Source organism: Micromonospora sp. DT227 (assembly GCF_049841835.1).
Classification (GTDB): domain Bacteria; phylum Actinomycetota; class Actinomycetes; order Mycobacteriales; family Micromonosporaceae; genus Micromonospora.
Genome location: NZ_JBNCLA010000006.1, coordinates 224,301 through 246,518 on the forward strand (window position 1 = coordinate 224,301; position 22,218 = coordinate 246,518).

Here is a 22,218-nt window from a genome sequence, read left to right on the forward strand (position 1 = left end):
GCTCACGCCGCCGGTGTGGGCGGCAACGGCAGCGGCAGGCCGGGCAGCCCGTCGATGCTGGTCGCGACGTGTTCCTTGCCGGCGAAGTACGCCGACAGCGACGCGTCGTCCTCCCGGGCGAACCGCCGCCCGTGCAGGTCCCGGTCGGTGTCGTAGCTCATCAGCGGCACCGCGTAGCCGCAGGTGTCGCGGATCAGCTCGGCGCGCACCACGATCACCGCCCGCAGGCCGTGCGGGCCCGGGTCGATGTCGGGAAAGTGCCGCAGCAGGTCGGGCCAGCGCGGGTCGTCGCGGAACACCGGCTCGCCGCGCCCGTGCACCCGCACGATGTTCGGCGGGCCGGCGAACGCGCACCACATCAGCGTGACCCGGCCGTTCTCCCGCAGGTGCGCGATGGTCTCGGCGTTGCTGCCGGCGAAGTCCAGATAGGCCACCGTGTGCGCGTCGAGCACCGCCAGGGCGCCGCGCAGCCCCTTGGGTGACAGGTTGACGGTGCCGTCGCCGGACAACGGGGCGGTCGCGACGAAGAACATCGGCTGCGCCTCGATGAACTCCCGCAACCGGCCGTCGATGCGTTCATGCGTCTTTCCCATGCCGTGATCCTCGCCCGGCCGGCCGGTGCCGCGCTGCCCCGTCCCGCTGCGTGGCCGCTCAACCGGCGCCGAGCCGCGCGAGCGGCCCCGGCCGGAATCCGATCAGGCGGGACGTCCGAGCCGCGCGAGCGCCCCGGCCAGGTCGCTGACCTGGTCGGCGAGCTGCCCGGCGCGCCGTTCGGCGGCGTCCCGGTCGGTGTCCGCCGCGGCCAGCCGCGCCGCCGCCTCGGCGGCCCGCGCCTGCGCGACGCCCACCGCCCGCCGGGCCTCGGCCAGCTCGGCGGCGAGCGCCTCCCGTTCGGCCCGCAGCGCCGTCGCCTCGGCGCGCGCGGTGTCGGCCACCGCCACCGCCTCGGCGCGCGCGGTGTCGGCCCGTTCCCGGTCGGCGCGGGCCCGCTGCGCGTCGGTGGCCTGCGCGTCGGCGCGTTCGGCGGCGGCCCGCGCCGCCCGGCGGTCCTCGGTGGCCTGCGCCCGGGCGGCCTGGGCGTCGGCGCGGGCCGCGTCCGCGTCGGCGCGGGCCCGCTGCGCCCGGTCCAGCGCCTCGGCGGCGGCGTGGGTGGCGCGTTCGGCGTCGGCGCGGGCGGTGTCCCGGTCGGCGGTCAGCTCGGCGGCCCGCTGCCGTTCGGCGTCGCGTTCGGCCCGCACGGTCCGCAGCTCGGCGCGCGCGGCGTCGCGGTCCCGTTCGGCCTGCACCCGCAGCGCCTGCGCGGCGCCGGCCTCGGCGCGGGCGGCGTCGCGGGCGGTCTCGGCGGCGTCGGCCCGCTCGACGGCCGCGCGGGTCGCCGCCTCGGCGGCGTCGGCGCGCTGCCGGGCCGTGTCGCGGTCGGTGCGCGCGGCCCGCGCGTCCTGCCGGTCGCGGGTGGCCGACGCGGCGGCGTCCTCGGCGTCGCGGCGGGCGTCGTCGCGTTCCGCGTGCGCGGCGGCGACCTGCGCCGACGTTTCGGCGCGCAGTTCGGCGAGCTGCCGTTCCACGCCGGCGGGGGACAGCTCGGCGTGCAGCGCGTCGGTGAGCGTCTCCACGATCTGGTCGAGCCGGTCGACGGCTTCCCAGGTGCGGGCCACCTGCCCGGGCAGGCCGGGGGCGTTGCGGTGCCGCATCCGCGAGTTGCGGGCGGCCCGCTGGCAGGCGCCGTCGTTGTCCCGGCAGTAGCGGAACGGGCGGCCCGCGCCGACACGCTGCGGCACGTCCCGGGCGCAGTGGGCGCAGGGGCGGGTCTCGGTGGCGGGTTCGGCGTCCATCGGGGGCGAAGTGGCGTCCATCGGGGGCGAAGTCTAGTGGCCGGCGTCGGCGCGGGCCGCGCCGTCGAGCGTGTAGCGGCGTTGCAGCAGCACCGCCACCACCATCACGGCGGCGGGCAGCAGCCCGAAGCCGTACCGCAGCGCCGCGAGGGCGCCCGCCGACTGGGTGACGGTCTCCCCGGCGCTCGACGCGACGAACCCGCCGGCGGCCAGGCACAACGCGTACGCGTACGGGCCGAGCGCCGCGCCGGTGGCCTCGGTGGCGGTCCACACGCCGGTGTAGGTGCCGGCGCGGGGCGCGCCGGCGGCGCGGATCACGTCGGGCAGCATCGAGAACGGCAGCAGCTGCATGCCTGCGAACGCCACCCCGAGCACCGCCACGGCGGCGACCAGCACCGGCAGGCCGACGGCCCGGCCGAGAGCCAGCACCAGCGACCCGGCCGCGAACGCGGCCTGCGCGGCCAGCAGGGCACGCTGCTTGCCGACCCGCCGGGCCAGCGCCGACCAGGCCGGCGTGACCAGCAGCGCCGGCGCGACGAACGCCGCCACCAGCACCGTGGTCAGCCCGGCGCGGCCCAGCTCGTACCGCGCGTAGTAGGGCACCCCGGCCAGCACCAGGTGGGTGGTGGTCGACATGGCCAGGTACGCGCCGGCCAGCCGACGGAACTGCCGGTCCCGCAGGCTCGCCGTCAGCGCCCGCCACCCGCCGGTGGCGTGCCGCACCGTCGGGTCGCCCGCCGCGCGGCGCAGCCGGCCGATGCCCGCCACCCCGACCAGCATCGCGGCGAGCATCCCGGCCGCCAGCACCCCGGCCATCCGCAGGTAGCCGGCGCGGGTGGCGTCGTCGCCGCCGGCCAGCAGCGGCGCCAGCAGCCCGGAGACCAGGAGGCCGAGCGTGAGCACCACCATCCGGAACGCCATCAGCCGGGTCCGCTCGTGGTAGCCGATCCGCAGGTCCGCCGGGGTGGCCAGGTAGGGCACCTGGTAGGCGGCGAACAGCAGGTTGCCGACCACGAAGCACACCGCCACCCAGGCCGCGGCGGGCGCGCCGGTGAGGCCGCCGGGCACCGCGAACAGGGCGGCGAACGCCACCGGCAACGCGCAGCCGGCCAGCAGCAGCCGCCGGCGGTGGCCGCGGCGGGCCTGCTCGACGTCGCAGCGGTGCCCGATCCACGGGTGCAGCAACACGTCGGCGACCTTCGGCAGCAGCAGCGTCAGCCCGGCCAGCCACGGCGCGACCGCGAGGACGTCGGTGAGGAAGTACAGCAGCAGCAGCCCCGGCACGGTGATCCACACGCCCATGCCCAGCGAGCCGGCGGCGAACCCGACCAGCGGGCCGCGGGGCAGCGCGCCGGTGCCGCGCCGCGGGTCCACCCCGGTCATCGCCGCCTCCTGCCCCGGGGCAAGCCCACCCCAATCCAACGGATGCTGGATTGTAGGGGGAACAATGGCCGGATGACCATGCCCCGTCGCCGGCCGGGCCGGCCCCGCCGCGACGACCAGCGACCGACCCGCGACCTGGTGCTGGCCGCCGCCACCGCGCTGTTCGCCGAGCGGGGCTTCGACGCGGTCAGCGTGCGCGACGTGGCCGCCGCGGCCGGCGTCGACGTGGCCACCGTCGCCCACCACACCGGCACCAAGGCGCAGCTCTACGACGCCTGCTTCGCGCGGGTGTTCAGCGCCGAACGGGAGGCGGTGGAGGCGGCCGGGGACCGCGCCCGCGCCGCGCTGGCGGCCGGGCCCGCCGACGCGGTACGCGCGCTGCACGACCTGGTCGACGTGTTCGTCGATTTCCTGGAGGACCGGCCGGAGACCACCGCGCTGTGGTTGCGCCGCTGGCTGGAGCCGCGACGGCACACCGAGCTGGACCGGCGCTACGCCGCCCCGCTGTACGCGCAGGTCGAGCAGTTGCTCGCCGCCGCGTCGGCGGCCGGGGCGCTGGTCGAGCCGGCCCCGCACGTGACGGTGCGCAGCCTGGTCTGGGCGGTGCACGGGCACGTGGTGGCGCTGGCCGCGGGCGCCGGCTCCGAGGCGCGGGAGCGGCGGGAGTTCCGCGCGTTCGTGCACCGCCTCCTCGACGGGCTCTATCCGCCGGCGGCCCCTTGACCGGGGCACCACCGCCGGGGATTATCCAGCAGTCGTTGGATTAATGGAGGCGGGCATGGCAGCACCCAGGGTGGCGGTCGTCGGCGCCGGCGCGGCCGGACTGGCCACGCTCAAGGCACTGGCCGACGTCGGCGTGCCGGCGGTCGCGTTCGAGGCCGCCGACACCGTCGGCGGCCTCTGGGTCTACGGCGCGCCCGGCTCCCCGGCCTACCGGACGCTGCACCTCAACACCAGCAAGGCACGCACCGAGTTCGCCGACCACCCGATGCCGGCGCACTGGCCCGACTACCCCGACCACACCCGCATCGCCGGCTACCTCGGCGACTACGCCGACCGGTTCGGCCTGCGCGCGGCGGTGCGGCTGCGACACACCGTCGACCGGGTCACCCGCGCCGGCGACGGCTGGCGGGTGCACGCCACCGGCCCGGACGGCCCGGTGCAGGTCGACGTCGAGGCCGTGGTGGTGGCCAACGGGCACAACCGGGCGCCGCACCGACCCGACCCCTATCCCGGCGAGTGCGCCGCCGACCAACTGCACAGCCACGACTACCGCGGGCCGGAACAGCTCGCCGGCCGCCGGGTCCTCGTGGTCGGCGGCGGCAACTCGGCCATGGACATCGCCGTCGACGCCTCGTACGCCGCCACCCGCACGCTGCTGTCGCTGCGCCGCGGCGTCTGGGTGGTGCCCAAGTACCTGCTCGGCCGCCCCGCCGACACGCTCAACGGGGCGCTGGCCCGCCGGCTGCCCTGGCGGCTGCGGCAACGGATCAGCCAGCGCATGCTCACCACCGTCGTCGGCCCGCCCACCCGCTACGGACTGCCCGCCCCGACGCACGGTTTCCTCCAGGACCACCCGACGCTCTCCGACGCGCTGCTGTCCCGGCTCACCCACGGCGACATCCACGCCCGGCCCGGCATCGCCCGCTTCACCGGCGACCGCGTCGAGTTCACCGACGGGCGCGTCGACGCCGTCGACCTGGTGGTGTGGTGCACCGGCTACCGGGTGACGGTGCCGTTCCTCGACGCCGACCTGCTCGGCGACGGCGCCGACCGGCTGCCGCTGTATCGGCACGTGTTCCACCTCGACGCCCCCGGGCTGGCGTTCGTCGGGCTCATGCAGTCCACCGGCGCGGCGTTTCCGCTGCTGGAGGCGCAGGCCCGGCTGGTCGCCGCCCGCCTGGCCGGCACCTGGACACCACCGGCGCCGGCGCGGCAGGTCGCCGCCTGCCGCGCCGAACTGCACGCCGCCACCGCCCGCTGGGGACACCGCCGGCCGCACATGCGCGTCGACTTCGACGCCTACCTGGCCGAACTGCGCCGGGAACTGGCCGCCGGACGGCGCCGGGCCGGAGCGGCCCGGTGAACGCGCTGGCCGGCCGGCGGGTGCTGGTCACCGGCGCCCGCGGCACGTTCGGTCGACACCTCGGCGCCGCGCTGACCGCCGCCGGCGCGCACGTGGTCGGGCTGGACCTGCACGCCGACGTCGACGCCACGCCACCGGTGCTCGGCGTCGACCTGACCGACCCGGCGGCCACCCCCGGCGCGGTGGCCGCCGCCGTCACCCGGCTCGGCGGGCTCGACCTGCTGATCAACAACGCCGGCGTCGGCGGGCCCGCCCCCGCCGAACTGCCCCCCGACGAGGTGGTACGCCGGCAGATCGAGGTGAACCTGCTCGCCGCGTGGCGGACCACCGCCGCAGCGCTGCCCGCCCTGGAGGCCGCCCACGGTCGGGTGATCTTCGTGGCCAGCCGGATGGCCGTGCTGCCGTTGCCCCTCGCGGCCGCGTACGGGGTGAGCAAACGCGCGCTCGTCGCGTACGCCGACGCGTTGCGCCACGAGGTCGGCACCCACGTCGGGGTCACCGTCGTCTACCCCAGCATGGTCGACTCCCCGATCCACGACAGCACCGTCGCGGCCGGCCTGTCGCTGCGCGGCGTGTCCCGACCCGAGCCGGTCGAGGGCGTGGTCGCGGCGATCCTGCGCGCCGCCGCCGCCCGCCGCGCGCCCCGGGACGTGGCCACCACCCGACGCGGCCGGCTGGAACTGGCGGTGGCCCGGCACGCGCCGGGCCTGGCCGACCGGCTGGTGCGGCGTACCGTCGCCGGGCGCGTCGCCGCCGGTGACCTGGACGACGCGGCGTTGGCCGCCGGGATGGTCCGCCGGCACCGGCAGGGCGGCCGGTAGCCTGCCCACCATGCCCGTGTCGCCGTACGTCGCCCGGCTGCGCCAGCACGTCGGCCACGACCTGCTCATGCTCTACGGGATCAGCGCCGTGGTGACCGACGACGCGGGACGCGTGCTGCTGGCCCGACGTGGCGACAACGGCCGCTGGTCGGTGCCCGCCGGCACCGTCGACCCGGGTGAGCAGCCCGCCGACGCGCTGGTGCGCGAGGTCCGCGAGGAGACCGGCGTCGAGGTGACGATCGTGCGGCTGGCCGGCGTGGCCACCCACCCCGTGCGGTACCCCAACGGCGACGTCTGCGAGTACCTCAACGTCTGGTTCCGCTGCCGGGCCGTCGGCGGGACACCCACCGCCGACGGCGACGAGTCCCTCGCGGTGGCCTGGTTCGCCCCCGACGCGCTGCCCGACCTGGACGACTGGGCCCGGCTGCGGATCGGCACCGCGCTGACCGACGACGCCGCGCCCTGGTACGCGGCGCCGGGCGACCGGCACCCGGCGCTGTGCCGCCCGGACAACCTCTGACCGGCACGCCCCGGGCCTGGAACGCCGCCGGTAGTGCCAGGTCTACCCGGAGGGTCGCCCCAGCGCGCTGTCGGCGGCGATGACCGCCCCCTAGCCTGGTCACATGACAGACACGCTGCTCAGGGCGGTGACCAGGCGACGGTTCCTGGTCTCGGCCTGGCCGTGGCGTGGGTTCGCCTACTCGGCCACGACGGCGCTCGCCGCCGGCCTGCTGTGGCTCGTGCTGGCGGTGCCGCTGACACCGCTGGTCTCGGCCGCCGTGCTCCTGCACACCGGGCGGAGCAGCGGCTACCTGATCGTGGCGGCCTGCCTCGGGCTGATCGGGGTGGGCCTGCTCGCGCTGCTGGGGCCGCAGTTGGCGCTCTCCCTGGCCCGGGCCGAGCGGTGGCGGCTGCGGCTCGCCGGGGACACCCCGCCCCCGCCCGGGCGCCGCGGCGCGCTCTACACCGACCCGGCCACCTGGCGGGCCGTGGCCTACATGGTCCTGCTCGGCGTCGTCGGGCCGCTCTGGCTCGGCGTGCTCGGGATCGTCGGGCTGCTCGTCGTGTCGACGCCGGTGTCGGTGGAACACCGGATCTCGGTCGCCGACCCGCTGCTCGGCATCGTCGCGCGCGCCGGCGGCGGCCTGCTGCTGATCCCGGCCCTGCTCTACCTGATCGCGCTGTTCGGCGGCGCGCACGCCGCGCTGGCCCGGATGCTGCTGTATCCGGAGCGGTCCGAGGAACTGGTCGAGGTGGCCCGGTCCCGGACCCGGCTGGTGCACGCGTTCGACGCCGAACGGCTGCGCATCGAGCGAGACCTGCACGACATCGCCCAACAGCGCCTGGTCGCCCTGACCATGCAGATCGGGATGGCCCGGCTCGATCTGCCGCCGTCGTCGCCGGCCGCCGCCGCGATGGACGCCGCGCACGAGCAGGCCAAGACGCTGATGGCCGAGCTGCGCAACCTGATCCGCGGCATCAGCCCGCGTACCCTGCGGGAGTTGGGCCTGCGCGCCGCGGTGGAGGAACTGGCCGCGGCGAGTTGCCTGGAGGTACGCGTCGACGTCGCCTCGGCCCGCCTGCCGGCGGAGGTGGAGGCGGTCGCGTACGCGGCGATCTCCGAGGCCCTGGCCAACGCGGTGAAGCACGCCGCCGCCAGCGAGGTCACCGTCACCGTCCGGCGCGCGGCCGGGCGGCTGGTGGTCGAGGTCCGCGACGAGGGCGGCGGCGGCGCCGACCCCGGGCGCGGGTCCGGGCTGACCGGGCTCGCCGACCGGGCCGCCGCGGCCGGCGGCCGGCTGCTGATGTCGAGCCCGCCCGGCGGCCCGACGATCCTGCGGGTGGAGCTGCCGTGCGCGTCGTGATCGCGGAGGACTCGGTGCTGTTGCGGGAGGGGCTGACCGCGATGCTGCCCCGGTTCGGCATCGAGGTCGCCGCCGCGGTCGGGGACGCCCCCGCGCTGCTGGCCGCCGTCCACGAGCACCGCCCGGACCTCGTCGTCACCGACGTCCGGATGCCGCCGAACCACACCGACGAGGGGTTACGGGCCGCCGTCTCGCTGCGCGCCGAGGACCCCCGGCTCCCGGTGGTCGCCCTCAGCCAGTACGTGCAGCACAGCTACGCCGGGGAGCTGCTCGCCTCGGGTTCCGGCCGGTCCATCGGCTACCTGCTCAAGGACCGCATCGGCGACGTGGCCGAGTTCGCCGGGCACCTGCGCCGGGTGGCCGGCGGCGCCACCGTGATCGACCCCGAGGTCGTCCGGCAACTGATGCAACGCCGCCGCGACCCGCTCAGACAGCTCACGGCCCGCGAACGCGAGGTCCTCAGCCTGATCGCGCAGGGTCACTCGAACGCGGCCACCGCCCGGATCCTGTCCCTGACCGAGGCCGGTGTCGCCAAGCACATCGGCAACCTCCTCACCAAGCTGAACCTGCCGCTGAGCGACGACACCAACCGGCGGGTCCTCGCCGTGCTCGCCTACCTGCGCAGCCGATCCGACTAGGAGTTCCCCTTGACCACCCCCACCGCCCGGCGTCGCGACGTCGGGCTCCGCGCCATGGCCGTCGTCCTGGCCGCCGCGTTCTTCCTCGCCCCGCTCGCGCTGGGTCCCGACCGGCTCGACGACTTCCCGCGCGCCTTCCTCGCCTACTGGTCCGCGGGCGGCACGGACTTCCCGCCCGACCTCCAACACGCCGTCGACCACCAGTTCCGGTACCACCTGATCCGGGTGCTGATCGCGGTGCCGCTGCTCGCGGTGCTGGTGACGCTGACCTACCGGGCCCGACGGTTCCGGCTGCCGCTCGGGGCGCTCGCGCTCACCGCGGCGGTGCTGCTGATCGCCAACGTCCAGGGGGCCGTGTCGCCGTTCGGCACGCTCCTGCCGCATCTGACGGCCGGCCCCGCCGACACCCGACTGGTCGTGCTGACCCAGGTCCGCGACCAGCTCGACCACGGCCCGGTGTCGCCCGCGCTGGGCGTGATGCTCGACGAGTACGTGCGCTGGCACGTGGTGAAGGGCACGCTGGTCGGCCTCCTGGCCGCCGCCCTGACCGGCCTCGCGGTGCGGTCGTGGCGGCCACGCCGGTGGCTCGGCCTGCTGCTGGCCGTGCTGGCCGTGGCCGCGCTGGTGGTCGTGGCGGCCAACGTGAGCGTCATCGCGAACCCCCGTCCGGGGTTCCTGCTCCTGCTGCAAGGCGGCTGACCAGGGCCGGCTCACCGGCTGGTGTCGCGTACGGTCAGCGTCGGTTCCAGCAGCGTCACCTCCGGCACCGGCTCGTCACCCAGCCGCCGCATCAGCAACGTCACCGCCTGCCGGCCGACCTCCTCGGCCGGCACCGGCACACAGGTCAACCCGGACGGTTCGGCCAGCTCGTCGGGGCAGATCGCGACCACCGCGACGTCCTGCGGCACCCGCCGGCCCAGCGTCGGCAGCGCGGCCAGCACCGGCCCGACCGCCGACTCGTTCTGCACCACCAGGCCGGTGACGTCGGGGTGGTCGGCGAGCAACGCCGCCAGGTCCCGGCGTACCGCCGCCGGTCCCTCCTCGCAGGGCCGGGTCACCGCGTCGACGCCGAGCCGCTCGGCGGCGGCCGTCACGCCGGCCCGGGTCCGGTGGGCGAAGCCGGTGCCCCGGTCGTAGACGGCGGCCGGGGCGCCGAGCAGCGCGACGCGCCGGTGCCCGGCGGCGGCCAGGTGCTCCACGCACAGCTCCCCGGCCCGCCGGAAGTCCAGGTCCACGCAGGCCAGGCCGGTGCTGTCGGCCGGGTGCCCGATCAGCACGCCGGGCAACGCCAGCTCCCGCAGCAGCGGCACCCGGGAGTCCTCCAGCTCCACGTCCATCAGCAGCACGCCGTCGACGAGCGCGCTGCCGGCGATGCGGTGCAGCCCGGCCGGCCCCTCGTCGGCGGTGACCAGCAACACGTCGTGGTCGTGGCGGCGGGCGGTGGTGACCACGGCGGTGGCGAACCGCATCACCACCGGCACCTGCATGCCGGTACGCAGCGGCAGCACCAACGCGATCACGTTGGCCTTGCGGCTGGCCAGGGCACGCGCCCCGGCGTTCGGGTGGTAGCCCAGCGCGCGGACGCTGGCCAGCACCCGCCCCCGGGTGGCCGCCGAGATGGTCCGCTTGCCGCTGAGCACGTACGACACGGTGCTCGCCGCCACCCCGGCGTGGCGGGCCACGTCGGCGATGGTGACCTGCTCGCCGGCGGCGCGGCCGCTCACCGGGCCGTCCCGGAGCGCTCCGCCGCCGAGGTGGCCGCCCCGTCGCCGCCGCGCACGGCGAGCGCGCCCACCAGCCGGATGTCCCGGGCGGAGCGGCCCACCAGCAGCGAGTGGGTGGCGTCCTCCACCACCAGGGCCCCGCGGGTGGCGTCCCACCAGGCCAACTCGGCGGTACGCAGCCGCAGCGTCACCCGGGCCGTGCACCCCGGCTCCAGGGTGACCCGGGCGAAGTCGCGGAGCTGTCGCAGCGGCTGCTTGACCCGGGAGCGCCGCTGCCGGGTGTAGAGCTGCACCACCTCGGTGCCCGGGCGGCGGCCCGTGTTGGTGACCTCGACGCTCACCTCCACCTCCTCGTCGGTGTGCGCCGTGGCGGTGCTCAACCGGAGGTCAGCGTAGTCGAACTCGGCGTAGCTGAGCCCGTGGCCGAACGGGTACAGCGGTTCGCCCCGGTGGTAGAGGTAGGTGGCGTCGGCGCCGATCACGTCGTAGTCGAGCAGGTCGGGCAGCTCGGCGGTGTCGGCGTACCAGGTCTGGGTCAGCCGTCCGCCCGGATCGGCGTCGCCGAGCAGCACGTCGGCCAGCCCGTGGCCGTGCTCCTGGCCGCCGTGGGCGCTCCACAGCACCGCCGGCAGGTGCTCCCGGGCCCAGCCCACCGCGTACGGGTAGCTGCTGGTCAGCACCAGCACGGTGTGCGGGTTCGCGGCGTGCACGGCGCGCAGCAGGTCGAGCTGGCCGGTCGGCAGGTCCAGGTCGACCCGGTCCTCGGTCTCCCGGCCGTTGACCATCGGGTGGTTGCCGAGCACCACCACCGCCACGTCGGCGGCGGCGGCCAACGCGGCGGCCTCGGCCGCGCCGTCGACGCGCAGCTCCACCGTGAACGCGGCGGGTTCGCCGACCGCGACGCTCAGCCGGCCGGCCGGGTCGACGCCGACGTCCCGGCCGGTGGCGAGGTGGTGCAGCAGCACCGTGCCGTCGGGGCGGTGCCGCAGGCGGAACGTCTCCCGGACCACCCAGCCGCCGGGGCCGGGACGGTCGTCGACGAGCGCCCCGGTGTCGTCCGCGCCCACGTACCGGCCGTGGTGGGCCGCGCGCAGCGCCACCACGCCCTGTCCCCAGTCGACCACGTCGAACTCGGTGGGCGCCGCGTCGGCGAGCGTCAGCGGCCCGCCGTCGACGCACCGGACGGCCCGGTCGCCGACCCGCAGCGTGATCCGGTCGACGCCCGGGTGGGTGGTGACCTCCGGCAGCCGTCCGAGCAGCCCCTCGAACGCGCTGACCGCGTACGGCAGGGTGCCGCTGTACCAGTCGGTGAGTACCGTGTCGGCGAGCGGGCCGAGCACCGCGACCCGCCGGTCGGGCGCGAGCGGGAGCAGCCCGTCGTTGGACAGCAGCACGACCGACTGGCGGGCCGACTCGCGGGCCAGTTCCCGGTGGGCCGGGCAGTTCACCACGTCGGCCGGCACGTCGCCGTACGGGTCGTGGCCGGGCGGGTCCAGGTCGCCCAGGCGCAGCCGGACCGACAGGATCCGCCGGACCGCGCGGTCCACGTCGGACTCGGCGACCAGCCCGCGCGCCAGCGCCTCGGTGAGCCGGTCCACGGTGGGGCGGGGGTCGTCGTCGTCCTCGGTGAAGCTGTCCACGCCGGCGCGCAGCGCGGCGGCGAAGCCGGTCACGTGGTCGGGCAGGTACTCCTGCATGCCGGCGATGTTGCCGACCGCGCCGGCGTCACCGACCACCATCACCTCGTCGTCGGCCCAGCCGCGCAGCTCGCCGTCGATGAGCGGGCTCAGGTGCGCCGGCACGCCGTCGACCAGGTTGTACGACGCCATCACGGCGACCGCCGCGCCGGCGGCCAGCGGCGCGCGGAAGGCCGGCAGCTCGTACTCGTGCAGCACGCGTGGCGGCAGGTCGGTGGAGGTGAGCGCCCGGTCGGTCTCGTTGTTGTAGCCGAGGAAGTGCTTGAGCGTCGGCGCGGTCCGCAGCCGGGTGGGGTGCGCGCCGCGCAGCCCGGACGCATAGGCGGTGGCGAGCCGGCCGGTGAGCCAGGGGTCCTCGGACCAGCCTTCCTCGTTGCGTCCCCACCGTGGGTCGCGCAGCGGGTTGACCACCGGCGCCCACACGTTGAGGCCGACCCGGTCGGGGTCGGCGCGGTGCTTGGCCCGGACCTCGTCGCCGACGGCGGCGCCGACGGCGGCGATCAGGTCCGGGTTCCAGCTCGCGGCCAGGCCGAGCGCCTGCGGGAAGACGGTGGCCTCGCCGAGCCAGGCGACGCCGTGCAGCGCCTCCGTGCCGGTGCGGAACCCCGGCAGGCCGAGCCGGGGAACGGGCGCCTGCCACTGGTGCAGCAGGCCGAGCTTCTCTCCGACGGTGAGGCGGGCGAGCAGGTCGTCGACGCGGTGGGGGATGGGGTCGGTCATGGCGGGCGCCTCCGGTGGGCGTGCGGGTCACACTCCCGGCCATCGAAGCGCTTCGATGGCCGGGCGGTGAGGACGGTGGCACGCACGCGAAAAAAAGGGGGTGGGGTGGTCGGCCGGCGGGTCGGCCCGGAGCTGCGGTGAAGCGCTTCGACAACCGCCGGAAAACAGGCCGCCCACGGATTGCCCGGTCCGGAAGCGGCGCTACCGAGGTTGGCATCCGGGGCCGGCGCGGTCAAGGGTCAGACGGCGGGTAGTTGCCCGGCCTCCACGGTGGCCAGGGCGGTGGTGGCGCCGCCCAACGCGCTGGCGGCGGAGCCGAGCGTGCTGGCCTCCAGCCGGACCCCGGCCGGCGGCGCGAGCGTGCGGGCGGCGAGTTCGGCGTGGGCGGCCGGCAGCAGCCACGGCGCGAGCGTCGCCAGGTGGCCGCCCACCACGACCACCTCCGGGTCGAGCAGGTCGACCAGGACGGACACCGCACGGCCGAGGTGCCGGCCGATCTCGGTGAGCCCGGTGCGCACCGGCTCGTCGCCGGCGCGGGCGAGCGCCTGGATCCGGTCGATCTCCGGGAGGTAGTCGGTGACCGGCGCGTCCGGTACGGCGTCGGGCAGCAGGCGGCGCACCACGGCGTCCACGCCGGCCAGCGACGCGAGGCAGCCACGGCGCCCGCACCGGCACGCCGGGTCGGTGCGCCCCGCGGTCGCGGCCGGGGAAGCACCGGCCAGGACCGGCAGGTGGCCGATCTCGCCGGCGAAGCCCCGGCCACCGCGTAGCAGCCGGCCGCCGCTGACCAGGCCGGCGCCGACCGCCAGCCCGCCGGTGAGGTGGATCAGGTCGGCGGTGCCGGCGTACGGGCCGTGCCGCAGCTCCGCCGAGGCGGCGAGGTTGGCGTCGGTGTCCACGCCGATCGGGAAACCCGGGTCGCGCAGCGCGCGGCGCAGCTCGGCGGCGAGCGGCACGCCGCGCCAGCCCAGCGCGGGGGCCAGCGGGACAGCGCCCTCGGCGTCCACCAGGCCGGGCACGCCCACGGTGAGGCCGAGCACCGTGCGCCCGGCGCCGGTGACCCGGGTGAGCGCCCGGCGGGTGAGCGCGGCGAGCGCGCGTACCGTCTCCTCGGGGTCGGCGAGCGCGGCGGCGAAGGCGCGTCGCCAGGTGAGCAGCCGCTCGCCGCTCAGGTCGGCGGCGACCACGACCAACTCGTCGGCGCCGATCTGCAGGCCGAGCCCGACGTGGCGGGCGCCGTCGAGCACGAGCATGGTGGCCGGGCGGCCCACCCGGTTCTCGGTCAGCCCGGTCTCGCGCAGCAGCCCGTGCTCGATCAGCTCGCTGACCAGGCTGGAGACGGTCGCCTTGTTGAGGCCGGTGCGGGCGGCGACGTCGGCGCGGGAGCAGGGCGCGTGCTGCCGCACGTGCCGCAGCACCACGGCCCGGTTGGCGACCCGCACGTCGCCGAGGTCGGCCGTCTGGACCGACCGGTCGATGCTGATCACGTGCTGTCCGCCTCCTGCGCCGCCGTCCGTCGGGTTCGGCCAAAGCTTAAACTAAATCGGCACGGTGCCTGCCGGGCGGCTCAGCCGCCGAACCACGGCGCGAACGGGGTCACCGGGATCGGCTCGCCGTCGAGCACGACCCGGCGCGTCGCGTCCGCGCCGACCACGCTGACGCGGCGCACGTCCAGCGGCCCGTCCACGCGTACCCGCAGTGTGTCGCCGTCGCGGACGGCGGTGACCGTGCTGTCGCCGTCGTCGTCGCGGACCACCGACACGCCGTCGGTCCCGCCCCACGACACCAGCGTGACGTCGCGGAACGGGCCCTCGGCCACGGTGGGCGCGGCCGGCACCGTCGGGATCAGCGCGCCGCGCCGCACGTACAGCGGCAGCCGGTCGAGCGGCGCCCGCACCCGCAGGTGCCGGCCGCCGGGGTGGCGCTGGCCGGTCGCCGCGTCCAGCCAGTCGTCGCCGGCGGGCAGGTAGACGGCGCGTTCCCCGCCCGGGTCGAGCACCGGCGCCACCAGCAGGTCGACGCCGAGGCGGTACTGCAGGTCGGTGGCCCAGGCGGTCGGGTCGTCCGGGGTGTCGACGAGCAACGCCCGCAGCATCGGGCTGCCGGTGCGGGCCGCGTCCAGCGCCGCCGACCACAGGTACGGCAGCAGCCGGTAGCGCAGCCGCAGCGCCGCCACCGCGTGCCGTTCCGCCTCCGGCGGGAAGTCCCACGGCAGCCGGCTGGTGGTGCCGTGCAGCCGGACCAGCGGCGACAGCGCGCCGAACTGCGTCCAGCGCACGTACAGGTCGGGCTCCGGCGTGCCGTGGAAGCCGCCGGTGTCGTGGCTCCAGAACGGCACCCCGGACAGCCCGTGGGACAGCCCGCCGCGCAGCGTGCTGGCCATGCCCGGCCAGGTCGCGTTGACGTCGCCGCTCCACTGCGCGCTGTGCCGCTGCCCGCCCAGGTACGACGAGCGCGCCCACACCGTGCGGTGCCCGGCGACCTCCTCGGTGACGTCGGCGACCACGTCGTTGAACAGCAGCGCGTACACGTTGTGCAGCTCGACGCCGGTCATGCCGTTGTGCGCCACCGCGTCGGCGGGCACCCCCTCGGCGAAGTCGGTCTTGAACACCGCGACGCCCTGGGCCAGCAGCGGTCGCAGCAGGCCCTGGAACCAGCGCACCGCCGCCGGGTTGGTCAGGTCCACGATGGCGCAGACCGGGTAGCTGCCGTGCCAGGTGTCCGCGACGTACGTGTCGCCGTCGGGGCGGCGCAGGAAGTAGCCGGCGGCCTCGGCCTCGGCGTACAGCGGGCTGTCGGTCATCAGGTAGGGGTTCATCCACAGGCACACCCGGAAGCCCGCCTCGGCGAGGTCCTTGAGCAGGCCGGCCGGGTCGGGGAACGCCTGCTCGTCCCAGCGCAGGTCGGACCAGCGGCCGGCGACCTGCCAGTAGCAGTCCAGGTGCAGCACGTCGCACGGGACGTCCCGCTCCCGGATGAGCCGGGCCCGCTCGCGCACCCGCTGCTCGCTGTCGGGGAAGAACCCGGAGGAGATCCAGGCCCCGAACGCCCAGCGCGGCGGCAGGTACGGCCGGCCGGTCAGCGCGTCGAGGCGGTCCAGGATCCGCGCCGGGGTCGGGCCGGCCAGCACGTAGTAGTCGAGCAGGTCGTCCGGGACGAGGAGCTGCACGCTGCTGTGGGTGCTGGCGCAGACGTCGAACTGCACCGGCAGGCCGCTGTCGACAAGCACGCCGTAGCCGCGGTCGGACAGGTAGAACGGCACGTTCTTGTGCGACCGGTCGGACTCGCCGCCGAACGCGTCGAAGTTCCACATCAACGGTCGCTGGCCGCGCTTGTCCAGCGGGGTGAACTTCTCGCCGAAGCCGACGAACCGTTCGTCGCCGGGGGCGACGAAGCTCTCGTGCCAGGCGACCGGGTCGCCGTCGAGGGTGGACCGACCCAGCGGCAGCGTGCGCCGCCGGCCGCTGATGTCCCGGGTGCCGCCGTCGGCGGCCACCAGCAGCCGACCGTCGGCGTCGAGGAAGCGCAGCCCCCACGGGTCGAGGCGGATCTCGGCGCGCACGCCGCCGGCGTCCACCCGGGCGTACGCGTCGTCGACGGTGACCTCGGCCGGGTGCGGTACGGGCCGGGTCAGCGTCAGCGCCCGGGCGGAGCGGCTGCGCACCGACAGGTCGTCGGTGAGCCGTACCCGGATGATCCCGGCCCCGGCGGCCTCGACGCGCGCGACGAGCGTGCGGCCGGAGGAGCAGGTGGCGGTGAGCGTGACCCCGTGCGGGTCGACCGCGGCCACCTCGGCCCGCAGCACGTCGTCGGCGCCCTCCTCGCCGGGCGCGCGCACCGGCAGGTCGGGTGGGTCGGCCACGAACGTCTCGTACGGGACCAGGGGCGGGCGGTACGGCATGGGCGTCTCCTCGCGGCGACACGGGCGGCCCCGCAAGTTTCTTGGGAACCACAACTAACTGTCAATGATCTGTCGCATTGACTTTCATCCTCACCTGTTCCTACTTTGACGGGGATGACAACTAAAGCGTTGTGGAGCGACGGTCGGCTGAGCTACGGCGGAGACTGGAACCCGGAGCAGTGGCCACCGGCGGTGTGGTCGGAGGACGTCGCCCTGATGCGCGCGGCCGGGGTCAACCTGGTCACCGTGGGCGTGTTCGCCTGGTCCCGCCTGGAACCCGCCCCCGGCCGGTACACCCTCGACTGGCTGGACGAGGTGCTGGACCTGCTGCACGCCGCCGGCATCCGGGCCGCCCTGGCCACCCCCACCGCCTCCCCGCCGCCCTGGTTCACGCGGCGCCACCCGGACGCCATGCCGGTCACCGCCGACGGCGTCCGCCTGCACCACGGCAGCCGGGACACCTACTGCGCCGCCGCGCCCGCCTACCGCACCGCGGCCCGGACCATCGCCGAGGTGCTGGCCACCCGGTACGCCCACCACCCGGCGCTGGCCCTGTGGCACGTGCACAACGAGTACGGCACCACCTGCCACTGCGACCACGCCGAGACGGCGTTCCGCCGCTGGCTCACCGGCCGGTACGCCGACCTCGACGCGCTCAACGACGCCTGGGTGACCAGCTTCTGGGGGCAGCACTACACCGACTGGGCGCAGGTCGGCGTGCCCCGCGCCACCCAGTACCTGGCCAACCCCGGCCAACTGCTCGACTTCCGCCGCTTCTGGTCGGACACGCTGCTGTCCGCGTACACCGAGCAGCGGGACGTGCTGCGGGCGGCGAACCCGGCGGTGCCGGTCACCACCAACTACGTGCTCGGCGACTGGGTGCCGGTCGACCACGCCCGCTGGGCGCGCGAGGTGGACCTGGTGGCCGTCGACCACTACCCGGACCGCATCGACGGCGGCGCGGAGGAGCAGACCGCGCTCGCCGCCGACCTGGCCCGCGGCTGGGCCCGCCACGGCGCCGGCCGTCCCGCGCCGTGGCTGCTGATGGAGAGCGCGCCCAACCAGATCCACGTCACCGGGCGGATGCACACCAAGGAACCGGGCCGGATGACCCGGCACAGCCTCGCGCACGTCGCCCGCGGCTCGGCCGGGGCGATGTTCTTCCAGTGGCGCGCCCCGGCCGGCGGCGCCGAACGGTTCCACTCCGCGGTGGTGTCGCACGCCGGCGCGGACACCCGGGTCTTCCGGGAGGCCACCGACCTCGGCGCCGCGCTCGGCCGGCTCGCCGGCACCGCGACGGGGCAGGTGGAGGCGCGCGTCGCGATCGCCCACGACGCCGCCAGCGGCTGGGCGCTGCGCCACCCGGGGATGCCCCGCGACGGCCTCGACCACCCGGGCGAGGTGGCCGCCGCGCACCGGGTGCTGTGGCACGCCGGCCTCACCGCCGACCTGGTGACGCCCGGCGACCCGCTCGACGGCCACCGGCTGCTCGTGCTGCCCGCGCTCTACCTGGCCTCCGACGCCACCGTCGACTGGGTACGCCGACACGTCCACGCCGGCGGGCACCTGCTGGTCACCTGGCTCAGCGGCGTCGCCGACGAACACGCCCGCGTCCGCCTCGGCGGCTATCCGGGCGCCTACCGCGACCTGCTCGGCGTGCGGGTGGAGGAGTTCCACCCGCTCGCCGACGACGAACGGGTGCCCCTGACCAGCGGCGGGTACGGCCGGATCTGGTCGGAGACCGTGCACCTGGCCGGGGCGGAGCAGGTCACCGCGTACATCGGTGGGGTCCTGGACGGCCGCCCGGCGGTCACCCGGCACCGGGTCGGCGCGGCCCGCACCTGGTACGTCTCCACCCGGCCCGACGACGACACGTACCGCCGGCTGCTCGTCGAGGCGGCCCGGCTCGCCGGCGTCACCCCGACCTGCCCGGCCCCGCCCGGCGTCGAGGCGGTCCGCCGCCGCGACGGCGACCAGAGCTGGCTGTTCCTGCTCAACCACACCGACCGCCCGCAGCGGGTGCCCGCGGCCGGGCACGAGCTGCTCACCGGCGAGCCGGTCGACGAGCACGTGACCGTCGGGCCCGGCGGCGTGGCGGTGCTGCGCGAGGCGCCGCGCTGACCGCGTGCCGGCCTCGCGTTCACCCCCGGTGACGCGCGACACTCGGACGATGTCCGTCGTGTTGTCCGCCGCCGCCACCCCGACCGCGCCCGGCCTGCTGCTGCGACCGTGGCGCGACGGCGACGCCGACGCGCTGCTGGAGGCCTACCGGGACCCGGTGCTGCGCGCCTGGACCCGCTTCCCGGTGACCACCCGCGCCGAGGCGCGCGCGTTCCTGCGCCGCGCCCGGCAGGGCTGGGCCGCCGGGCGCCGGTTCAGCTTCGCGGTGCTGGAGGACACCCCGTCGGGGGAGCGGCTGGTGGCCTGCGTGGTGCTCAAGGAGGTCCAGCCCGGGCGGCCGGCCGCCGAGGTCGGCTACTGGACCGCGGCCCCGGCCCGTGGCCGGGGCGTCGCGCCGCGGGCCGTCGACGCGGTCACCGGCTGGGCGTTCGCCCGCTTCGCCGCCGGCGGCCTGACCCGCCTGGAACTGCTGCACCAGGTCGACAACCCGGCCTCCTGCCGGGTCGCGCAGAAGAGCGGGTACGCCTTCGTCGAGGTGCTGCCGGCCCGCCCGCCGTTTCCCCGCGACGGCCACCGGCACGTACGCCGGCTGCCCTGAGCCGTCACCGCCCGGCCGGGCCGAGCAGGCGCAGCAACAGGCGCGGCTCGCCCGGCCACGCGTCGAGCAGCACCTGCCGGGGCACCTGCCGCCCGGCGTAACGCAACGCGAGCGCCACCACGACGATGTCGTCCAGCGGGCCGATCACCGGCAGGAACTCCGGGATCAGGTCGATCGGGCTGGCCAGCCACACCCCGGCGACGACGATCGCGATCCGGGCCCGGCGCGGCACGCGCGGGTCCCGGCGCAGCCGCCGCACCGTGGTCAGACAGTCGGGCACGAACGCGGCCAGGTCACGCAACAGGCCGGGTGGCAGCCGCCGGGCCGCCAGCACCAGCACCGCCCAGCTCGCGACCAGGCACCCGGTCGCCACGCCGAGGCCGATCAGCCAGTCACGCACGTCGCCGCTCCTTTCGTCGGCGGAACACTACGCGCCGGGAACACGCCCGCGCGCTGCGACGCTGACCATGGTCGGCAACCGACGGATACGGTGGGAGCGGGGAGGTGACGGCGGTGACGACAGGCTGGGAGGCCGCGGTCGAGGCGCAGATCCGCTCGGCGCAGGAACGCGGCGAGTTCGACAACCTGCCGGGCGCCGGCAAACCGATCCCGGGCCGCGACCAGCCCTACGACGAGGGCTGGTGGATCCGCAGCTTCATGGAGCGGGAGCAGATCCCGTCCGACCTGATGCTGCCCACCCCGCTGCAACTGCGCCGGCGCGTCGAACACCTTCCCGCCGAGCTGCGTGACCTGCCCACCGAGGACGCGGTCCGGTCGTACGTGGCGGCGCTCAACGCCGAGGTGGTGGCCTGGCTGCGTGCCCCGACCGGCCCTCGGGTGGTGGTCCGCCCGGTCAACGTCGACGAGGCGGTACGGCGGTGGCGGGCCGACCGGCAGCAGCGTGTCGTGACCGCGACGCCGGTCGAGCCGGCGCCGTCCGCCCCGCCCGCGGCCCGCGCCCGCCGCCGGTGGCGTTGGTGGCGTCGCTGAGCCCGACCGCACGTCAAAGCGACTATTCTGCATGGCATGGACCCGATCGGCTCCGTTCGCAGTTCGCGAAGACCCTATGAGGCCCGCCCGGGACGCCGGGCGATCGTGGCGGCTGATCTGAGTGAACTGAACGGACCGACCACCGGGATCGTTGAGCTTCCGCACCGCCTGTTCTGGCAGCCCGACCGGCACGTCGACCTCGACAAGCCCGGCTTGTTGGCTTGGATGTACGAGACGGTACTGGCGGAGGCCGTCCGTCCCGAGGAGCTGCGGAGCTGGCTGCACGGGCCGACCCTCACGCGCATCTGGCCCACGCTGCACCTGCCTCGCGGCGTCCGCCGCGCCTGGGAGGAACGCCATCATGTGCTTCGCGTCCGGGGCATCGCCGCCTGATGCCGCACGTCCCCGATCCCTTCCAGCACGAGGTCACCCGCATCGCGCTCGCCACGGCCGCTCGCCACGGCTTCGCTCTCGCCGGCGGTCAAGCCCTGATCGCCCACGGCCTGGCCACCCGGCCCACCGAGGACATCGACCTTTTCACTGATACCGAGGGCGGCGTCACCGCCGCCTCGGAACTGGTTCGTGCTGCTTTGTGCGATGCGGGTCTCCAGGTCGAGACCATGACTGATTCCAGCGAACTCGACGAGGTCTTCTACGGATTCGATCAGGACATGGTCGAGTTCGAGGTACACGGCAACACTCAAGCCGTCCGCGTGCAACTCGTCCGCTTCGCCCGGTTCAGCACCCCAGTGGTGCTCGACATCGGACCCGTCCTCCACCTCGACGATGTCGTCGGTACCAAAGATGGCTGCCATGATCACACGAGCGCAGCCACGCGATTACATCGACGTCGCGGCAGTTCTCGACCGTTATGACCGTCGTAATCTGATCGCGCTCGCCCGCAAAGCAGACCCTGACATCACGGACGACGAAATTCACGACGCTATACGGCGGCTCGACGGCCTACCCGATACCGTCTTCGCGCTCTACCGCCTCACGCCCGCGCAGATCAACGAGGTTCGCGCGGCCTTCACCGACTGGCCCCGAGGATAGCTGCGCTGCCAGCGATCGGCAGTGGGCCGACCCTGGCGCTCAGTCGCCGCGTCCGCACCGGGATGACGCTGGTGGCGTCGCTGAGCCCGGCCGCGGGTCGCGCCGCAGAGCGCGTCAGGAGTCGCCGCCCGTCGCCCGGCCCAGTCGGGCGAAGGCGCCGTCGGCGTCCACGACCGCCTCCGGGTGGACCTCGTGCGCGGTCCGCCCGTCGGCGATCTTCTGCCAGTTGTTGCGGGCCAGCACGCGGTGCACGGCGATCACCTGGGCGGCCAGCAGTCGGGGCCCGAGGCCCGGGCCGAGGGCCGCCGCCAACGCCTCCTCGTCGTCGAGCAGGTACTGCATGAGCCGTCCGGCCAGGCTCGGCGTGCTGAACACCAGTCGGTGGAACGCCACCACCTGGGGATGATCGTTGAGGCCGGTCACCGGCTCGAAGCGGTCGAGGCCGGCCCGGAAGTGCCGGTGCAGCGCCGTCATCGGCGCGACGTCGGGCCGGCGGTCGCGTACCACGCGGGCGGCCTCACCGTTGTGGTCGGCGAACCGGTGCAGGATCAGGTCCTCCTTGGTCGCGAAGTAGCGGAACAGGGTCGGTTTCGACACCTCGGCCGTCGCCGCGATGTCGGACACCGACACCTGCTCGAACCCGCGCGCCAGGAACAGCGCGATCGCGGCGTCGGCGATCGCGCCCCGGGTCTGCGCCTTCTTGCGGGCCCGCAGCCCGCCCGGCTCACTCACCGCGTCAGGGTAACAAGTGTTACCTGGTTGTGTTTTTAACCGGGTAACGGTTCGATG

General features: G+C 75.7%; 22 protein-coding genes. 13 read left to right on the forward strand and 9 right to left on the reverse strand.

What is annotated here, in order from left to right:
- Nucleotides 1-2 precede the first annotated feature (2 nt).
- The 3 genes from ACLQ2W_RS21685 to ACLQ2W_RS21695 all read right to left on the reverse strand — a co-directional run bounded on the left by ACLQ2W_RS21685 (nt 3) and on the right by ACLQ2W_RS21695 (nt 3,215).
- Nucleotides 3-593 (reverse strand): pyridoxamine 5'-phosphate oxidase family protein, encoded by a 591-nt coding sequence (locus ACLQ2W_RS21685; protein WP_425788082.1) that lies wholly within the window; start codon nt 591-593, stop codon nt 3-5.
- A gap of 102 nt (nt 594-695) precedes the next feature.
- Nucleotides 696-1,832, reverse strand: coding sequence for a hypothetical protein (locus ACLQ2W_RS21690; RefSeq protein ID WP_425788486.1), 1,137 nt, complete (start codon nt 1,830-1,832; stop codon nt 696-698).
- Nucleotides 1,833-1,865: 33 nt separating this feature from the next.
- Nucleotides 1,866-3,215 (reverse strand): MFS transporter, encoded by a 1,350-nt coding sequence (locus tag ACLQ2W_RS21695; RefSeq protein WP_425788084.1) that lies wholly within the window; start codon nt 3,213-3,215, stop codon nt 1,866-1,868.
- Between the two features lie 72 nt (nt 3,216-3,287).
- Here ACLQ2W_RS21695 and ACLQ2W_RS21700 point away from each other — a divergent pair, with 72 nt between their 5' ends.
- The 7 genes from ACLQ2W_RS21700 (at nt 3,288) to ACLQ2W_RS21730 (ending at nt 9,324) form a co-directional block, all read left to right on the forward strand.
- Nucleotides 3,288-3,938, forward strand: a complete 651-nt coding sequence (locus tag ACLQ2W_RS21700; RefSeq protein WP_425788086.1) for a TetR/AcrR family transcriptional regulator — start codon at nt 3,288-3,290, stop codon at nt 3,936-3,938.
- 55 nt (nt 3,939-3,993) lie between these two features.
- Nucleotides 3,994-5,301 (forward strand): flavin-containing monooxygenase, encoded by a 1,308-nt coding sequence (locus tag ACLQ2W_RS21705; protein WP_425788087.1) that lies wholly within the window; start codon nt 3,994-3,996, stop codon nt 5,299-5,301.
- A complete protein-coding gene (locus ACLQ2W_RS21710; RefSeq protein ID WP_425788089.1) occupies nt 5,298-6,122 on the forward strand; it encodes an SDR family NAD(P)-dependent oxidoreductase in 825 nt (274 codons plus the stop codon). The genes ACLQ2W_RS21705 and ACLQ2W_RS21710 overlap by 4 nt, the downstream gene beginning before the upstream one ends.
- A 10-nt stretch (nt 6,123-6,132) precedes the next feature.
- Nucleotides 6,133-6,642, forward strand: coding sequence for an NUDIX hydrolase (locus ACLQ2W_RS21715; RefSeq protein WP_425788091.1), 510 nt, complete (start codon nt 6,133-6,135; stop codon nt 6,640-6,642).
- Between the two features lie 103 nt (nt 6,643-6,745).
- Nucleotides 6,746-7,987 (forward strand): histidine kinase, encoded by a 1,242-nt coding sequence (locus ACLQ2W_RS21720; RefSeq protein ID WP_425788093.1) that lies wholly within the window; start codon nt 6,746-6,748, stop codon nt 7,985-7,987.
- Between the two features lie 41 nt (nt 7,988-8,028).
- Nucleotides 8,029-8,625 (forward strand): LuxR C-terminal-related transcriptional regulator, encoded by a 597-nt coding sequence (locus ACLQ2W_RS21725; protein WP_425788488.1) that lies wholly within the window; start codon nt 8,029-8,031, stop codon nt 8,623-8,625.
- 9 nt (nt 8,626-8,634) lie between these two features.
- Entirely contained in the window at nt 8,635-9,324 is a 690-nt protein-coding gene (locus ACLQ2W_RS21730) for a hypothetical protein (protein WP_425788095.1), read from the forward strand.
- Nucleotides 9,325-9,335: 11 nt separating this feature from the next.
- On the opposite strand, the gene ACLQ2W_RS21735 is transcribed toward ACLQ2W_RS21730, so the two are convergent.
- From ACLQ2W_RS21735 to ACLQ2W_RS21750, 4 genes are all read right to left on the reverse strand, one after another.
- Complete coding sequence (locus ACLQ2W_RS21735; protein WP_281941190.1) at nt 9,336-10,349, reverse strand: LacI family DNA-binding transcriptional regulator; 1,014 nt, start codon at nt 10,347-10,349, stop codon at nt 9,336-9,338.
- Complete coding sequence (locus ACLQ2W_RS21740) at nt 10,346-12,766, reverse strand: beta-glucosidase (RefSeq protein WP_425788097.1); 2,421 nt, start codon at nt 12,764-12,766, stop codon at nt 10,346-10,348. The genes ACLQ2W_RS21735 and ACLQ2W_RS21740 overlap by 4 nt, the downstream gene beginning before the upstream one ends.
- A gap of 239 nt (nt 12,767-13,005) precedes the next feature.
- Nucleotides 13,006-14,253: an ROK family transcriptional regulator gene (locus ACLQ2W_RS21745; RefSeq protein WP_425788099.1), complete on the reverse strand. Its 1,248-nt coding sequence runs from the start codon at nt 14,251-14,253 to the stop codon at nt 13,006-13,008.
- 80 nt (nt 14,254-14,333) lie between these two features.
- Nucleotides 14,334-16,667 carry a TIM-barrel domain-containing protein gene (locus ACLQ2W_RS21750; RefSeq protein WP_425788101.1) on the reverse strand — a complete coding sequence of 778 codons (2,334 nt, stop codon included), beginning with the start codon at nt 16,665-16,667 and terminating at the stop codon, nt 14,334-14,336.
- A gap of 114 nt (nt 16,668-16,781) precedes the next feature.
- Here ACLQ2W_RS21750 and ACLQ2W_RS21755 point away from each other — a divergent pair, with 114 nt between their 5' ends.
- Together ACLQ2W_RS21755 and ACLQ2W_RS21760 are read left to right on the forward strand one after the other, a co-directional pair.
- Nucleotides 16,782-18,788: a beta-galactosidase gene (locus ACLQ2W_RS21755; RefSeq protein ID WP_425788103.1), complete on the forward strand. Its 2,007-nt coding sequence runs from the start codon at nt 16,782-16,784 to the stop codon at nt 18,786-18,788.
- Nucleotides 18,789-18,837: 49 nt separating this feature from the next.
- Nucleotides 18,838-19,386 (forward strand): GNAT family N-acetyltransferase, encoded by a 549-nt coding sequence (locus ACLQ2W_RS21760; protein ID WP_405089428.1) that lies wholly within the window; start codon nt 18,838-18,840, stop codon nt 19,384-19,386.
- Nucleotides 19,387-19,390: 4 nt separating this feature from the next.
- Here ACLQ2W_RS21760 and ACLQ2W_RS21765 read toward each other — a convergent pair whose 3' ends face one another.
- Nucleotides 19,391-19,786 (reverse strand): YkvA family protein, encoded by a 396-nt coding sequence (locus ACLQ2W_RS21765; RefSeq protein ID WP_405089429.1) that lies wholly within the window; start codon nt 19,784-19,786, stop codon nt 19,391-19,393.
- Between the two features lie 113 nt (nt 19,787-19,899).
- Between ACLQ2W_RS21765 and ACLQ2W_RS21770 the strand changes: the two genes are divergently transcribed.
- The 4 genes from ACLQ2W_RS21770 to ACLQ2W_RS21785 are packed head-to-tail and all read left to right on the forward strand — an operon-like array spanning nt 19,900 to nt 21,429.
- The gene (locus ACLQ2W_RS21770; RefSeq protein ID WP_425788106.1) at nt 19,900-20,376 is read left to right on the forward strand and encodes a DUF1992 domain-containing protein; all 477 of its coding nucleotides are present in this window, start codon (nt 19,900-19,902) and stop codon (nt 20,374-20,376) included.
- Nucleotides 20,377-20,412: 36 nt separating this feature from the next.
- A complete protein-coding gene (locus ACLQ2W_RS21775) occupies nt 20,413-20,769 on the forward strand; it encodes a hypothetical protein (RefSeq protein ID WP_425788108.1) in 357 nt (118 codons plus the stop codon).
- Nucleotides 20,769-21,251, forward strand: a complete 483-nt coding sequence (locus ACLQ2W_RS21780; protein WP_425788110.1) for a nucleotidyl transferase AbiEii/AbiGii toxin family protein — start codon at nt 20,769-20,771, stop codon at nt 21,249-21,251. Before ACLQ2W_RS21775 ends, ACLQ2W_RS21780 begins: the two co-directional genes overlap by 1 nt.
- Complete coding sequence (locus ACLQ2W_RS21785; RefSeq protein WP_425788112.1) at nt 21,190-21,429, forward strand: hypothetical protein; 240 nt, start codon at nt 21,190-21,192, stop codon at nt 21,427-21,429. The genes ACLQ2W_RS21780 and ACLQ2W_RS21785 overlap by 62 nt, the downstream gene beginning before the upstream one ends.
- A 114-nt stretch (nt 21,430-21,543) precedes the next feature.
- Here the strand turns inward: ACLQ2W_RS21785 and ACLQ2W_RS21790 are convergent, their stop codons facing one another.
- The gene (locus tag ACLQ2W_RS21790; protein ID WP_425788114.1) at nt 21,544-22,161 is read right to left on the reverse strand and encodes a TetR/AcrR family transcriptional regulator; all 618 of its coding nucleotides are present in this window, start codon (nt 22,159-22,161) and stop codon (nt 21,544-21,546) included.
- Nucleotides 22,162-22,218: the final 57 nt, after the last annotated feature.